Consider the following 14,741-nt stretch of genomic DNA (forward strand, 5'->3'; position numbering starts at 1 on the left):
CACCGTGACCACCAGCCCCGCGACACTCGCCGCGACCGAGGCGCTCGCACGGTTCGCTGTCGAGTGCCAGGTGGACCCGGCACTCGCACCCCGCCTGCGTGGCCTGTTCCTCGACCACATCGGCGTCGCCGCGTTCGCGGCCGTGCACGCCGACAGCAGCCCCGCCGTGCGCGCCGCCGTCGACCGCCTCGATCCGCACGGCGGCGACGCGACCGTGATCGGGCTGGCCCGCCGGTACAGCCCGGCCTACGCGGCGTTCCTCAACGGCGTCCACGCCCACTCCCTGGACATGGACGACACGAACCGGGCGCAGACCGGGCATCCCGGGGTCGCGATCTTCCCCGCCGCCACCGCCGAGGCCGAACGGCTCGACGTGGACGGCCGCATCTTCCTGGACGCGGTCGCCGCCGGTTACGAGGTGTGCTGCCGGATCGGCGCGGCGCTGACCTCGCGCAGCTACGAGCGCGGCTTCCACATCACGGCCGTGTCGGGGCTCTTCGGCGCGGTCGCGGCGGTGGCCCGGCTGCGCGGGTTCGATGCCGCTACCACGGCCTCGGCCTTCGGTCTCGCCCTGAGCAAAGCCGCGGGCAGCATGCAGTACCTGGCCAACGGGGCGTGGAACAAGCGCCTGCACCCCGGCTTCCTCGCCCACGACGCGTTGACGTGTGCGACCCTGGCGGAGGCTGGAGTCCGCGGAGCCGCCGACGCGCTCGACGGGCGGTACGGGCTGCTGACCGGATACACCGATGAGTCCGACCCCGGCGCGCTGACCTACGGTCTCGGGACGAAGTGGCTGCTGCTCGACACCGCCGTGAAACCGTACCCGTCCTGCCGGCTCACCCACGGCGCCGTCGACGCCGCGCTCGCGCTGCGCGGCACCGTTCCCGGCGCGGAACTGCACGTCGGGATCCCGTCGGCGGCCATCCCGATCGTCGGCGAGGACAGCCCGGCGAAACGCAGGCCGGTCAGCGTCGTGGACGCCCAGTTCAGCGTGTACTTCCAGGTGGCGTGCGCCTGGCTGGACGGCCACCTGGACTGGGACAGCTACCAGCGCCTCGCCGACCCGGCCGTGCTCGCGGTGGTGGACCGGATCACGGTGTCGGCCGACGACAGCGTGCCTATGGGTGGCGGCACCCTGACCGTCCACTCGGGAGACTGGACGGCCTCCCGCGCGGTCCCGGTCCCGCTGGGCGAACCGGAGAACTGGATCGGCGACGCCGCGCTCCGCGAGAAGTTCGCGTCGCTGGCGGGCCGGGTCTTCGACGACGTCGACGGCATCGCCGGCGGTGTGCTCGGCCTGTCGGCGGAGTCGTCGATGCGCGCACTCGTGCGGACGCTGGCGGGCGGGGGAGCGGCATGACGGACCAGCTGACCGTCCGCTGCGTCCTGATGCGCGGCGGCACGAGCAAGGGACTCTACTTCCACGAGGCCGACCTGCCCGGTCCCGGCGCCGCCCGGGACGCGCTGCTCGTCCGGCTCATGGGATCCCCGGACCCGCTGCAGATCGACGGCCTGGGCGGTTCCCGGCCGATCACCTCGAAACTCGCGATCATCGCACCGTCCACCCGGGACGACGCCGACGTCGACTACACCTTCGGACAGGTCGAGATCGACCGCGCCGGCGTCGGCTACTCGGGCAACTGCGGGAACATCTCGGCCGGGGTCGGCCCGTTCGCGATCGACGAAGGCCTCGTCGAAGCGGTCGAGGGCACCACACCGGTGCGGATCCACAACACCAACACCGGTGCGGTGATGACCGCGTACGTGCCCGTCCGCGCGGGAAAGGCCGCTGTCCTCGGCGACTTCGCCGTGCCGGGCGCGCCGGGCACGGGTGCCGAGATCGTCATGGACTGGTCCGGCACCGTCGGGGCCAAGACCGGTGCCCTGCTGCCCACCGGGAACCCGGTCGACGAGATCGTGCTGGAGAACGGCGCGAAAGTCCGCGCGACGACGTGCGACGCCGGGAACCCGTGTGCCTGGGTGCCGGCCGCGGACGTCGGGCTCGACGGCGGTGAACTCGACTTCGACGACGCGCTGCTCGACGTGGTCCGCGAGATCCGCGGCAAGGTGGCGGTGCGGATCGGCCTGTGCGCGGACTGGCACCGCGTCGACGACGAGTCGCCCGGACTGCCCATGGTGGGGCTGGTCGCCCCGCCCGGCGGCTACCGGACGCTGAGCGGCACGACGGCCGAGGGCGCCGACATGGACCTGCGGGTCCGGCTGATCTTCATGAACCGCCTGCACGAAAGCATCGCGGGAACCGCGTCGGTGTGCCTCGCCGCGGCCTCCCGGGTCGGCGGCTCGGTCGTCGACGCCGTCGCCACCCGGCGGGAGCGGGACACCGTCCTCATCGGGCACCCGTCCGGCATCACCCCCGCGCGCGTGGCCGCCCGCGCGGTCCCGGAGCCCCCGCATGTGTCCTTCGACCTGCTCGGGTTCAGCCGGACCGCGCGGCGCCTCATGGACGGCGCGGCCTACTACCCGCGCCCCACGGCGTAAACACCGCACCGATCCCAGCCAACCACCGCCGCTTCGCTCGGGAGATCGTCATGCCCACCGCCCTGCTGTCCATCGGCGTACTCGCCGCCGTCCTCGCCCTCGCCACCGTCCGCCCGGTCAACATGGGCGTGCTCGGGCTCGTCGCCGCGTTTTTCGTGGGCAGCCTCGTCGGCGGTGAGTCACCGGAGGACGTGCTCGCCTCGTTCCCCGCCGAGCTGTTCGTCGTGCTCGTCGGCGTCACCTACCTGTTCGCCATCGCCAAGAACAACGGCACCGTGCAGTGGCTGGTCGAGGCGACCTTCCGGCTCGCCGGAGGCCGCACGTCCGCGATCCCGTGGGTCTTCTTCCTGCTCTCGACCGTGATCTGCGGGATCGGCGCGCTGCCGCCCGCGGTGGGCGCGATCCTCATGCCGATCGCGATGAGCTTCGCTGCCGCGCACGGCCTCCGGCCGTTGCTCGTGAGCATCCTCATCGGGCTCGGATCGACCGCGGGCTCGTTCGCGCCCACCGGCCTGCTCGGCGTCATCGTGCACCGGGTGCAGGAGGACAACGGGCTCGCGAGCGATCCGCTCCTGCTGTTCGCGTGCACCTTCGGGATCGGCACCGCCGTCGCCGTGGCCACCTACCTGCTCCTGGCCCGCCGTCCGAAGAGGACGGTGGTGAGCGCGGCGGACGGGCCGGGCGCAGCCACCGCACCGCCGAGGACCTCGCTGAGCCCGCAGCAGGGCCTGACTCTGCTCGGTTTCGTCGTGCTGACCGCCGGGGCGCTCGTCTTCGGCCTCGACATCGGGTTCCTGGCACTGACCGTGGCGGCGGTACTGGCCCTGGCGTTCCCCGCGGCGAACCGTGGCGCCGTGAAGGAGGTCAGCTGGGACATCATCCTTTCTGATGGCGGGCATCCTGACCTACGTCGGCGTCCTCCAGCACAACGGGACGATCGACTGGCTCGGCGCGTCGGTCGCCGGGGTCGAGTCACCGCTGCTCGCTGCGCTGCTGATCTGCCTCATCGGGGCGGTGGTGTCCGCGTTCGCGTCGACGACGGGCATCCTCGGCGCGGTCATCCCGCTCACGGTGCCGCTGATCGCGACGGGTGAGATCGGGGCGATCGGGTTCGTCGCCGCGCTGGCGATCTCCTCGTCACTGGTGGACGTGTCCCCGTTCTCGACCGGTGGTGCCATCGCGATGGCCAACGCCCCCGAGCCGGAGCGCCGCACGATCTACCGTGGGCTGCTCCGCTTCTCGGGGGCGATGGCACTCGCGGGACCCCTGCTCAGCTGGTCGCTCCTCGTCGCACCCGGGTGGTTGTGACTCCCGGGGGAACCGAGCGATGGTGTTGTCCCGGCGACGCCTCGTCAGAGCGAATCACCCGTGCTCGCGCGCGGGCCTCTCCCAAACGTGGTACGTGAAAGCAGGTTCGAACCCACAACGCTGGTAGACCCCGGCGGACCTGCTGTCGCTCGCCCTGTCGACCAGCAACACCGAGCTCTGGACACCGGCCGCCGCGAACCGTGCCAGTGCGCTGCGGACCAGGTTCTCCGCGATTCCGGTCCGCCGGTGAGCCGGACGGGTCGCGACCACCTCGATGAAGCCGGTGGGCTGCGCTCGGCCGTCCCCGAGCTCGACGATCCGGCTCAGCAGCACGACGGCGGACTCCGTGTCCCGGAGTACGAGGAGCTGCGGGCCGCCCCCGAGATCCGTCTCGAGGCGGTCCCGCCACCGTTGGGGCGTCCACGGAATGCAGCCGCCCCAGTGTTCGGCGAACGCCTCGTTGATGATCGTGGTCCAAGCCGTGTCGTCGGCGGCGTTGTCGGGTACGCGTGCAGAGTGAGTTCATCACGGTGCGGCGCCGGCTCATTGAGCGTGGAGCAGTCCATTCGTCAGAAGGGCCGCACCCTGGCAAAGCCCTGCGGATCCGCGCTCCCGCTGCCCCGGAGAGTACGAAAGGACGTCACCGGTCGCGCCCGGGGCCGCCGTTGTCCGCACCCACTCGAAGAGCGCCTCCGCGGTCTCGCGATGATCCGCGGCGGTGCGGGGGCGCACCCACGCACCGGCAGATCTGCCACCACACCGTGCCCGCGCGCGGTCAGAGCACGGTCAGCTCCAGCCGCGCGCCTGCGCGACCGCCGATTTCCACTGTTTGCGTCGTCGAGCGCATCGACGTGGCGAACCACCAGCGTTCCCGCGTGCCGGTCAGGGGGATGAAGTCGGGGTAGTCGCTGCTGCACAGCATCAGCAGCAGGGAATGCCCTGGCCGCACCACGTAGCCGGCCTCGCCGACCGACATCGACACCTCGGTCGGGTCGGTGGCGGTCAGTCGTTGCTGTCCGCGGCAGATGAACCGTGCGCTGCCGTCCGGTTCGAGATCCAGCAGGAAGGCGAACAGGTCCATCTCCGGGCCCGTGGTGGTGACGGTGCCGTGGAAGGTGACCGGGCCGGCCAGCTCCAGCGGCTCGGTCTGCGGGTCGCCGCGGAAGGTCAGCACGTCGTCGCGGTCGGCCGTCGCCCGGTAATCGGGCCATTCGGCGACCAGCAGGGACCACAGGTTCGTGGCGGTCGGCACCAGCTTGTCCGGGTCGTGCACCCACGACACCGCGGTCGCGGCGGCGTCCCGCCGCGACACCAGCTGCCCGCCCGCCAGGTGCAGCACCCGCCGGGTCGCCTCCGGCGGCGGCCACGCGCAGGTGTGCCGCACCTCGTCACTGTGTGCCAGCTGGTACTCCACCGGCGGGAGCGGCTCGACGTCCGCGTCCGCCTTGAGGTAGCGGTCGAAGAACCGCAGTTCGCCGTCGAACCACGCCCTGATCTGCTCCGGGGTGAGCAGGGGGATGTCGATGCTGCCCTGGTGCTCCACGGCGGCCGGCCGGTCGTCGAGGCGGGTGTCGTCGTGGTCGGTTGGCCCGAGCCGCAGGTGGACCAGCGGCCGCCATGCCGGGTTCGCGATCATCGCGTGGTAGTCGCGCACGGCCTCGCCCCGGCAGTACGGGTCGAACCACCCGAGCGAGAGCAGCACGGGAACGGGCTTCGCGTCGAGCGGATGCCCCTCGGGAAAGCGGCGCAGCGGCGGCCGGGCCGACAGGTGCATGTCCATCGCCGGCGGCCGGACGCCCATCTGCTCCACCGCCTCCTCGAACGCGTTCACCAGCGGACGGCGGGACCAGTCGTAATCCTCCTCGTGCGCGAGGAGGTCGTTGACGACGTAGAAGTCCATCACGTACTTGAAGTAGAACCCCCACTCGGGCTCGCCTGGCGTCAGCTGCGCGGCCCCGAGGTTGGTGTTCGTGGACCGCGGCGCGATCGCGCGCAGGGCCGGGTGGTTGGTGGACAACGCCGCCCACTGCGTAAAGCCCACATAGGACAGTCCGGTCATGCCGACGCGGCCGTTGGACCACGGCTGGTTCGCGATCCAGTCGATCGTGTCGTACCCGTCGTAGGCCTCGTTGACCCAGGGGACCGTCTCGCCCTCGGAGCGGAACTTGCCGCGGGTGTCCTGCGCGACCAGCGCGTACCCCCGCTCGAGCAGCGCCTCGGCGAAGACGTCGACGCGGATGATCTCGCCGTTCTTGTCGTACGGCAGGCGGGTCAACACCACCGGGAAGGGGCCGTCCCCCTCCGGCAGGTACACATCGGTCGCCAGCCGGACACCGTCGCGCATCCGGACCATGTATTGCTGGGCCTGGTCGCTCGGCGGGCCCGGTGGGACGTGGGTGAACTCCATCGATGCTCCTTACGCTTTCTGCCGCCCGATGCGGGCGTACACGCCCGGGCGCTTCGACCGGTAGACCAGAGCGAGCACCACGCCGACGGCGAGCACGCCCCAGACGATCGCTTGCTCGACGACGGCCTGGGCGGTCGACCCGCCCGTCAACGTCGTGAAGTTCGTGATCGCCAAGTACAGCACCGTCCCCATGCCTGCTGCGCTGAGCATTGGGGCGATCAACGTGTGCCACCGCGTCGAATCTCGGATGTCCCGCCGCCGCCGGAAGAACACGATGACGGCCAGGCTCGTCAGCGTCATCAGGACCATGATCGCGAACCCGCCCGTTCCGGCGAGCTGGGCGTACCACAGCTCGGGCGAGCCGATCCCGCTGAACGCCAGCAGGACCGCGAACAGGACCAGGCTCACGGTCACCGAGCTGACGTGGGGCGACCCGTGCCGCGGGTGGACCTTGGCCAGCCGGGCGGGCAGCACGCGGTCGACGCCGAGCGAGTAGCAGTACCGGGAAACGATGTTCTGCACCGACAACAGCGCCGCGAACGCCGACGTCACGACCAGCACCGTCACCACGTCCCTGGCCCACACGCCCACGAAGGTCTCCACGGCGGTGGAGAACATCCCGGTCGGATCCGCGGCCGCGGCCGCCGTCGCCTGCGACGGACCGTAGGCCGCGATGAGCAACCAGGTCGCGGCGATGTAGAAGACGCCGATCGCCCCGACGGCCAGGTAGGTGGCGCGGGGGACCGTGCGGTGCGGGTTCTTCGTTTCCTCCCGGAAGACGGCCGTTGCCTCGAACCCGCCGAAACTCAGGGCGGAGAACAACACCGCGACACCCACGGACCCGGACATCAGGGCGCCCCAGGTGAACGGCGTGAGCGGCACGCCCTCGGAGCCGCCGCCGTGGCCCAGGACAGCGCCGTCGAAGATGCCGACGATGACGATCTCGCACACCATGACGACGGAGAGCACCTTGGCGGAGAGGTCGATGCGGAAGTAGCCGAGCACGCCCGTGATCACCAGGACCGCGAAGGTGTAGACGAACCAGGGCAGCGTGGGCGCTCCGATCGTCTCCAGGAGGGTGTTGAGGGAGACGCCGATGAACATGTAGGTCGCGACCGCCATGAACAGGTAGCCGATGATCGCGAGGAAACTCGCGCCGAGCCCGGGCGCTCGGCCCAGTCCGGCGGTGATGTAGGCGTAGAACGCGCCTGGGTTGTCGACGTAGCGCGTCATGGTGGTGTAGCCGACGGAGAAGACGAGCAGGACGGCCATGGCGATCACGTAGGCCAGTGGGGCGCCGGTCCCGCCGAAGCTGATGATGAACGGCGTGCTCGCCGACACCACCATGACCGGTGCCGACCACGCCAGGACCGTGAACACCAGCTCGATGACGCCCATGCGTCCCTTGAGTTTCCGGTGTGCGCCGGGAGGGGTGGGGGTTTCGGCTGCCCGCCGCAGGACCGTCGAGTCGGCGGCGTCCACTTCGTTGCTCATCGAGAACCCTCTCGAGCGGGGAAGGAGGAAGAATTCGGTGACAGGTGCGACAGTCCGTGGTGCCGGGGACACCGCCCACGACGCTACTGAAGACGTGACTCGAGTCCGGTTTAGTAACGCGACTGCAGTCGTGTGACGGGAATGGTAGGCGACGAAGGTCGCGGGCGCTAGCCCTTCATCGGCCCGAGTGGCCGTCGAAGAACCGGGTGAGCATGAAGTGGGCCTGGTCGAGGATGCCTGCGTCGCCGTCCTCGTCGTCGGTGAAGGCGAACTGGACGAGCCGTTCCAGTGCGTGCAGGGCGACGCTGCAGTGCAGCTGGGTCAGCTCGCCGAACAGGGGAGCGTGCCGCTGGAACTGCTCCAGGAGGCGGCCGGCCCAGTCCTCGATGCACGCTTCGTCGAGGGCGCGGACGCGGTCGGTGAGGTTCTGCCGCACCCACAGCTCCCGGATCAGCGGGATGCGGTGCTCCTGCGTGTAGTAGTCGATCACCACGTCGACGATCTCGGTCCACCGCTTCCCGCGCCGATCGTCCAAGGCCTGCTGGAAGGTCGCGGTCGCGCCGCGCATCTGCCGGTAACACAGCTCGTCGAGCACGCTCTCGGGAGTTTCGAAGAAGGCGTAGAACGAGCCACGGCTGACGCCTGCCTTCTCCAGCAGCAGGGTTGGTGACCCCACGACCGCTTCGTAGCCGATGTTCTCGACCAGCTCGGCCGCCGTCTTCAGGACGTGCTCGACCATCGCCCGGGAGCGTTCCTGCACGGGCTGCTTGCGCAGGCCACCGTCGAGCCGCTCGTACCACGCGGCAGGGGTTGTCCGAGAAGTCGACCGTGACACCAACGCTCCTTAGCCTGGACACCCGCGGTGGCTTGAGAGTGTACGCGTCAATCCGGGAAATCGACCGGTGGACACGACGCGAGTCGTGTATTAGTCTACCTCGAACGCGACTGTGGTCGCGTCTCAAATCTCGATTCCAGTCAGTTCCAGCAGTCATAGCGCTACGCAAGGTGGTGGCATGGTCGGAACGCACACTTCGCAACACGTCCCCCCGGGAAGCGCGAGCCCCACCGTCGCCGTGGTGGGCAGTGGCCCGTCCGGCTGCTACGTCGCCCAGTTCCTGTCCAAGACGTGGCCGGACTCGGAGATCACCGTCTTCGAATCGCTGCCCGCGCCCTACGGGCTCATCCGCTACGGTGTGGCGGCCGACCACCAGGGCACCAAAGGGGTGGTGCGGCAGTTCGACCGGCTGTTCACCCGCGGTGGCATCCGGTTCGCGGGCAATGTGACGGTCGGCCGGGACATCGACTTCGCCCGGCTGGCCGACAGCTTCGACATCGTCGTGCTCGCGACCGGGCTTCCCGGCGACCGCGAACTCGACGTGCCACGCGACCCGCGGGCACGGGTCGTCGGAGCGGGTGCCTTGCTGCGCGCGCTCAACGGATTTCCCCACCACGGCCTGCCCCGCACGCCGCTGGGTTCGCGGGTGCTCGTCATCGGAATGGGCAACGTCGCCCTCGACGTCCTGCGGCTGCTGTCCAAAGACACCGCGGACTTCACCGGATCGGACATCGACGACGAAATGCTCACGCAGCTGCGCCCGGAGCGGCCGGCAACGCTGGACGTCATCGCCCGATCCGGGGCGTCCCAGGCGAAGTGCGACGCCGCGATGCTGCGCGAACTCATCGCGTTGGACGGTGTGGACATCGCCGTCTCCGGGCTGGACGAGAAGGACAGCGGCCCGGTCGCCGACCTGCTGCGGGCCGCGGCCGTCCCGGCACGGGACGAACCGGGACGCACCCGCGTGACTTTCCACTTCGGACTCGTCCCCGAATCGCTGACCACCTGCCACGGCCGGACCGTGCTGACCGCGCGCCGCCGTGACGACGGCGGGTCAGCCGAGTTCGCCGCCGACACCGTCGTCACCGCCATCGGGTTCACCCACGGCGCCGCGCACGACGACTGCTGTCCCGGCCCGGACTGGACGGGCGACCACGTCTACCGCGCGGGGTGGCTCAGCCGCGGCGCGCAGGGGACGATCGCCGAGAACCGCAAGCACGCCCAGAGCCTCGTCCGGTCCATCGTGGACGACTTCGCGGCCGGGCGGATCACGGCGGACAGGCCCGGGTTCGCCGGCGTCGCGGACCTGCTCGCCCACCGGGTGGTCGGGTTCGGTGACTGGCAGCGGATCGAGGCGGCCGAACACCGCTCGGCGCGGCCGGGCCGGTGCCGGCGCAAGATCACCGACCTCGACCAGATGCTGGCCCTCGCCACCGGCGCCCGCTGATCCCAACCACAGGAAGGACCTTGCGTGAACAAGCTGACCGTCCTCTTCGGCACCGAATCCGGCAACGCCGAGCTGGTCGCCGAAGACGTCGCCGCCGCGCTCGAGGAGAACGGAACCACGGCGGAGGTGGTCGACATGCAGGACTACCCCGTCGACGACCTCGGCGCGGAAGACCTGGTCATCCTCGTGGTGTCGACCTACGGTGAGGGCGACCTGCCCGCCACCGCCGCGCCCTTCCGCGAAGCGCTCGTGGAGAGCAAACCCGACCTTTCCGGTGTCCGGTTCGCCGCGTTCGGTCTCGGGGACAGCACCTACGAAACCTACAACCTGGGCGTCGCCACGCTGAGGTCCACTTTCACCGCACTGGGCGCGACCCAGATCGGGGAAACCGGCTACCACGACGCGGACAGCGGGCTGAACCCGTCCGACGTCGCGGTGGCCTGGGTGAACACCGTTCTCACGCTCGCCGCACCCGCTTGACCGGACATCACCTCATCTGGAGGCACCAGAAATGAGTGACAGCACGCCCGTCGCCAGCCCACCAGCGACCACGCATCCCGCCACCGGTGCCGTGCCCGACAGGCTCTCGGGCCGGATGGGGGTCAGCTCACTGATGCTGACCGTCCTGGCCTTCTCCGCGCCCATCGCCGTCGTCGCCGGATTCATCCCGTTCACCATCACCTTCGGCGGGGAAGGCGCCACGTTCGCCTTCGTCGCGACCACCATCCTGCTGCTGCTGTTCGCGGTGGGCTACGTGACCATGACCAAGCGCATCCCGAAGCCGGGTTCCTTCTACGCGTTCGTCAGCGCCGGCCTGGGCAAGGTCAGCGGACTGGGCGCCGCATTCCTCGCGGTCGTGTCCTACCTGCTGATGCTCGGCGGGTGCTTCGTGTTCCTCGGCCTCACCGCCACGGAGCTCATCGAGAGCATCGGCGGGCCCACGACGCCGTGGTGGCTGTGGGGCGCACTGGCCTGGGCCGTGGTCGGGGTCCTGTGTTACTTCCACATCGAGGTGTCGGCGAAGGTCCTCAGCGTCGCCATGGTCCTGGAAGTCACGATCGCCATGATCTTCAACGTGGCCGTCGTGCTGCACGGGGGTGGCCCGGACGGCTTCTCGGCCACCCCGTTCTCGCCGGCCGCGCTGTCGCACGGCGACGTCGGCGTGACGATGCTGTTCGCGGTCATGGTGTTCCTGGGATTCGAGGCCACCGCGGTATTCCGCGACGAGGTCCGCACCCCCGACCGGACCATCCCGCGCGCCACCTACGGTGCCGTGCTGTTCGTCGGCGTCCTCTACATCCTGTCGTGCTACCTGCTCACGACCGCGTACGGCTCGGGTGCGGTGGACGCGGCGACCAACGACCCCAAGTCGATGTTCCCCGCCGCCATCGGGCAGTTCGTGGCGCCGTTCTTCACGCAGCTGACGTTCCTGTTCATCATCACTTCCGAGCTCGCCGCGGCGATCTCGGTGCACAACGTGGTGGCCCGCTACCTGTTCAACCTCGGCCGCGACCGGGCCCTGCCCGCCTACGTCGCCAAGGTGCACCCCCGTCACCACTCGCCGGCCCGCGCTTCCACGGTCACCGCGGTGATCGTCGCCGTGATCCTGGTACCCCTCGGTCTGACCAACACCTCCGGTGTGGGGCTGGACGCCCAGCTGTTCGGGCTGGCCACCGTCGGCCTGCTGGCCCTGATGGCCGTGGTCAGCGTCTCCGTCATCGTGTGGTTCGCCCGCACCGGCAGGTCCGCCGGGGAGAACGCGGTCAAGTGCTACATCGCGCCGGGCATCGCTGCGCTGGCACTCGGCGCGACCGTGCTGCTCGCCGTCCTGCACTTCGACCTGGTGGTCGGCGGCGCGCCGGGACAGAACCTGGTGCTGCTCACCGTGCTCGCCGTCTCCGCGGTCGTCGGCGTGGGGCTCGCGCTCTACTTCAAGTCGGCGCGGCCCCGGACCTACGCCGGTCTCGGCCAGGCCGCGAGCTGATCCCACACCTACCGGAAAGGACAACGCCCATGTCTACCGATACGACAGCGGTCACGGTTTCGGGGGAGTGCCCGGAGGTCACCGGCTTCCTGCCGTGGACCGACCCGCAGTTCCGGATCGACCCCTACCCGTACTACGCCCGCGCGCTGGCCGAGGCGCCGATCATGCGCGACGACCACGACGGCAGCTTCGTGCTCACCCGGTACGAGGACCTGATGCACTTCGGCCGTCTGCCCTCGGTCCGCATCGCGCCGGAATGGGAGAAGGCCGGCGCCTGGCGCGTTCTGCTGGACATGGCCCTGGGGCACGACGAACCCGACCACACCCGGCTGCGGCGCCTGACGAGCAAGTGGTTCACGCCCAAGCGGGTGCGCGAGTGGGCCGAGACGACCGCCACCATCACCGACCGCCTCCTCGACGGTCTCGGCCCGGACGGGCTGGTCGACGGCTCCGACCTCGCGGTGGAGGTCACGCACCGCACGGTCTGCCACATCCTGGACATCCCTGCCGAGGACCACGACGAGGTGCGCCGGAAGATGCGGCAGGCGATGCCCATCCTCAGCGCTCGTCCCACGCAGCGGGACTTCGAGCTGGCCGAGGAGGCCCTGGGCGAGCTGCGTGGCCGGACCGCCGCGCTGATCGAGGCCAAGCGAAAGAACCCAGGGGAGGGCCTGCTGGATTCCCTGGTGGCGGCGCAGGACCGGGGCGAGATGACCGCCGCCGAGCTGCTGGCGACCACCCTGTTCTTCTACGTCGTCGGCCACATGGATGCCACCTACCTCATCTGTTCGGGGCTGCACCTGTTCACGCGGCGGCCGGACCTCTTCGACGCGTTCCGGGACAACCCGGACAAGCACGAGGCGTTCGTCGCCGAACTGGCCCGCTTCGACGCGCCCGAGCCGGTCGTGACCCGGGCGACGACCGAGGACCTGGTCATCCACGGCGTCCACGTGCCCGCCGGCCGCAGCCTGCGCCTGATGCTCGGCGCCGCCAACCACGACCCGGCGGTGTTCGACAACCCGGACGAGTTCGACTTCACCCGGCCGCCGGAGCAGACCCGGAACCTGACCTTCAGCTTCGGCAGCCACGGGTGCCAGGGACGGCTGCTCGCCGAGGCCGAGATCCGGGTGGTGTTCGAGCGGATCGCGGCCCGGTTCTCGCGCGTCGAGCTGACCGCCGAACCCGACATCCGCAACACCGACGCCTCGCGTCACTACTTCACGCTCCCGCTGCGCCTGCACAGCTGACCGTTTCACCCCAACGAAAGGAAACACCAGCGATGACACACACCTCCTCGGTGCCCACGGTGGTCCTCACCGACGCGCGCTCGGTCGAGCTGGAGGACTGGGGTCCCCTGCCCGAGGCCACCGGCGAGCCGATGCGGACCGCGGGCAAGAAGTTGTGGACCGGTGAGGGGGTACTCGAAGTCGGCCTCTGGGAGTGCGCGCCCGGGCCGTCCCGCTGGGTCTTCGAGACCAACGAATCCATCACCATGCTCGAGGGCCGCATGACCGTCACCGAGGACGGCGGCGAGTCCTACGAGATCAAGGCCGGCGACAGCGCCGTCTTCCCGCTCGGCTGGACGGGCACGTGGGACATCCACGAAACCGTGTTCAAGGTCTACACCGCATTCTGACCACAAAGGAGTGACCGATGCCGGGCACACTACGCACCGTCCGCGGGGACATCGACCCCGCCGAGATGGGCGCCACACTGCCGCATGAGCATGTCTTCGGTGCGGTGGACATGTACTGGGACCCGGGTGAGGATCCGCGCGCCTCGCGGGACCCCGACTCCAGCCCCACACTGGAAAACCTGTGGCACTGGCGCGAGAACCCGTGCACCAACCGCGGGAACCTGCACATGGGCGACGAGAAGGACGCGATCGACGAGCTGTCGGTCCTGCCCGATCTCGGGGTCGGCACGCTGGTGAACCTGTCCCCGATCGGCATGGGACGCAACGCCGCCGGCCTGCGGTACGTCTCCGAGATGACCGGCGTGCACATCGTGGCCGGCTCGACCTACTACGTGGCGGCGAGCTGGCCCGACGAGCGCAAGTCGATGACCGAGGACCAGATGGTCTCCGAGATCGTCGGGGAGATCACGGTCGGCATGGAGGGCACCGACGTGCGGGCGGGCATCGTCGGTGAGGTCGGCCTGTCCTGGCCGATCGACCCGCTGGAGGAGCGGGCGCTGGCCGCGAGCGTGCGGGCGCACCGGCAGACCGGTGCGGCGCTGTCCATCCACAACCCCTACTACGTGCCCGGGGCCGACACGCTGCTCGAGATCGGCCGCCGCATCGCCGGTCTCGGGGCCGACATGAGCCGGGTGATCATGGGACATTGCGACGGGTTCTCGCGCGATCCGCGGTTCCTCGACGTGGTCGCGGAGCTCGGCTGCTACGTCGAGCTCGACCTGTTCGGCTACCCGAGCGGGTACGAGCCGGAGGTGGATTTCGTCTACCCGTCGGACGAGCTGCGGGTGGACACCATCCTCAACCTCATCGAGGCCGGCCTCGCCGACCGGCTGCTGCTGTCCCACGACATCTGCTTCAAGACGAGCAGGCAGAAGTTCGGCGGGAACGGCTACGGCTACATCCACCGTGTGATCGTCCCGTGGCTGAAGCGCAAGGGCGTCGACGACGACGTCCTGGTGCAGATCCTGGTCCGCAACGCGCAGACGGTGCTGCCGCTGGCCGCGGTCTGATCGCGAGCGCACGAGACGGCCCCCGGCTGCCGGCCGGGGGCCGTCTCTCATTCCAGCACGC

At 70.0% G+C, this 14,741-nt stretch carries 14 protein-coding genes; 10 read left to right on the forward strand and 4 right to left on the reverse strand.

The annotated features are described in order from the left end of the window. The first annotated feature begins 4 nt into the window (after window positions 1-4). Genes IE290_RS00875 through IE290_RS37590 form a run of 4 tightly spaced genes read left to right on the forward strand, consistent with a single transcriptional unit; the run spans window position 5 to window position 3,807 of the window. A complete protein-coding gene (locus IE290_RS00875; protein ID WP_191242558.1) occupies window positions 5-1,360 on the forward strand; it encodes an MmgE/PrpD family protein in 1,356 nt (451 codons plus the stop codon). Continuing rightward, window positions 1,357-2,499 carry a 2-methylaconitate cis-trans isomerase PrpF family protein gene (locus IE290_RS00880; protein ID WP_191242559.1) on the forward strand — a complete coding sequence of 381 codons (1,143 nt, stop codon included), beginning with the start codon at window positions 1,357-1,359 and terminating at the stop codon, window positions 2,497-2,499. Before IE290_RS00875 ends, IE290_RS00880 begins: the two co-directional genes overlap by 4 nt. Window positions 2,500-2,549: 50 nt before the next feature. Next, on the forward strand, window positions 2,550-3,593 hold the full coding sequence (locus IE290_RS00885; RefSeq protein ID WP_229874008.1) for an SLC13 family permease: 1,044 nt from the start codon (window positions 2,550-2,552) through the stop codon (window positions 3,591-3,593). Next, window positions 3,517-3,807 (forward strand): hypothetical protein, encoded by a 291-nt coding sequence (locus tag IE290_RS37590; protein WP_229874010.1) that lies wholly within the window; start codon window positions 3,517-3,519, stop codon window positions 3,805-3,807. Before IE290_RS00885 ends, IE290_RS37590 begins: the two co-directional genes overlap by 77 nt. 54 nt (window positions 3,808-3,861) lie before the next feature. On the opposite strand, the gene IE290_RS38460 is transcribed toward IE290_RS37590, so the two are convergent. The 4 genes from IE290_RS38460 to IE290_RS00905 all read right to left on the reverse strand — a co-directional run bounded on the left by IE290_RS38460 (window position 3,862) and on the right by IE290_RS00905 (window position 8,543). After that, a complete protein-coding gene (locus tag IE290_RS38460) occupies window positions 3,862-4,275 on the reverse strand; it encodes a GNAT family N-acetyltransferase (RefSeq protein ID WP_191243892.1) in 414 nt (137 codons plus the stop codon). Between the two features lie 307 nt (window positions 4,276-4,582). Then, entirely contained in the window at window positions 4,583-6,214 is a 1,632-nt protein-coding gene (locus tag IE290_RS00895) for a CocE/NonD family hydrolase (protein WP_191242560.1), read from the reverse strand. Window positions 6,215-6,223: 9 nt separating this feature from the next. Further along, window positions 6,224-7,708: an APC family permease gene (locus IE290_RS00900; RefSeq protein ID WP_191242561.1), complete on the reverse strand. Its 1,485-nt coding sequence runs from the start codon at window positions 7,706-7,708 to the stop codon at window positions 6,224-6,226. Between the two features lie 175 nt (window positions 7,709-7,883). Further along, window positions 7,884-8,543, reverse strand: coding sequence for a TetR/AcrR family transcriptional regulator (locus IE290_RS00905; protein ID WP_229874012.1), 660 nt, complete (start codon window positions 8,541-8,543; stop codon window positions 7,884-7,886). A gap of 178 nt (window positions 8,544-8,721) precedes the next feature. Here IE290_RS00905 and IE290_RS00910 point away from each other — a divergent pair, with 178 nt between their 5' ends. From IE290_RS00910 to IE290_RS00935, 6 genes are all read left to right on the forward strand, one after another. Beyond that, on the forward strand, window positions 8,722-9,990 hold the full coding sequence (locus IE290_RS00910; protein ID WP_191242562.1) for an NAD(P)-binding protein: 1,269 nt from the start codon (window positions 8,722-8,724) through the stop codon (window positions 9,988-9,990). Between the two features lie 24 nt (window positions 9,991-10,014). Next, window positions 10,015-10,470, forward strand: coding sequence for a flavodoxin domain-containing protein (locus tag IE290_RS00915; protein ID WP_191242563.1), 456 nt, complete (start codon window positions 10,015-10,017; stop codon window positions 10,468-10,470). 115 nt (window positions 10,471-10,585) lie between these two features. Next, on the forward strand, window positions 10,586-11,974 hold the full coding sequence (locus IE290_RS00920) for an APC family permease (RefSeq protein ID WP_191242564.1): 1,389 nt from the start codon (window positions 10,586-10,588) through the stop codon (window positions 11,972-11,974). A 29-nt stretch (window positions 11,975-12,003) separates the two neighbouring features. Next, complete coding sequence (locus IE290_RS00925; RefSeq protein ID WP_191242565.1) at window positions 12,004-13,221, forward strand: cytochrome P450; 1,218 nt, start codon at window positions 12,004-12,006, stop codon at window positions 13,219-13,221. A 32-nt stretch (window positions 13,222-13,253) separates the two neighbouring features. Next, window positions 13,254-13,610, forward strand: a complete 357-nt coding sequence (locus IE290_RS00930; RefSeq protein ID WP_116111186.1) for a cupin domain-containing protein — start codon at window positions 13,254-13,256, stop codon at window positions 13,608-13,610. Window positions 13,611-13,627: 17 nt separating this feature from the next. Beyond that, complete coding sequence (locus IE290_RS00935) at window positions 13,628-14,680, forward strand: phosphotriesterase family protein (RefSeq protein ID WP_191242566.1); 1,053 nt, start codon at window positions 13,628-13,630, stop codon at window positions 14,678-14,680. The last annotated feature ends 61 nt before the right edge of the window (window positions 14,681-14,741 follow it).

This window comes from Amycolatopsis deserti (genome assembly GCF_014653945.1).
GTDB classification, from domain to species: domain Bacteria; phylum Actinomycetota; class Actinomycetes; order Mycobacteriales; family Pseudonocardiaceae; genus Amycolatopsis_E; species Amycolatopsis_E deserti.